1 protein-coding gene is annotated in these 216 nt (G+C 72.2%); it reads right to left on the reverse strand.

Annotated elements, in window-relative coordinates; translation table 11 throughout:
• On the reverse strand, positions 1-216 hold a 216-nt coding region (locus IH13_RS39545), incomplete at both ends, for a ketoacyl-synthetase C-terminal extension domain-containing protein (protein ID WP_037843560.1).

The following is a 216-nucleotide window of genomic DNA, read 5'->3' on the forward strand; positions in this document are numbered from 1 at the left end:
AGACGCGCGGCCTGGTCCCGCAGCGCGCCCTCCGACTTCCCGGAGAGCACGAACGGCAGCACGGTGCCGGCCGGGGGCCCGGACTCTACTGCGGCGTCGTCGTCCGGCGCCTGCTCGAGGATGACGTGCGCGTTCGTGCCACTGATACCGAACGACGAAACTCCCGCACGCCTGGCCTCGCCCGTCTCCGGCCAGGGCATCGACTCGGTCAGCAGC

The sequence above is a fragment of the Streptomyces sp. NRRL WC-3549 genome, from assembly GCF_000721935.1.
Taxonomy (GTDB): Bacteria; Actinomycetota; Actinomycetes; order Streptomycetales; family Streptomycetaceae; genus Streptomyces.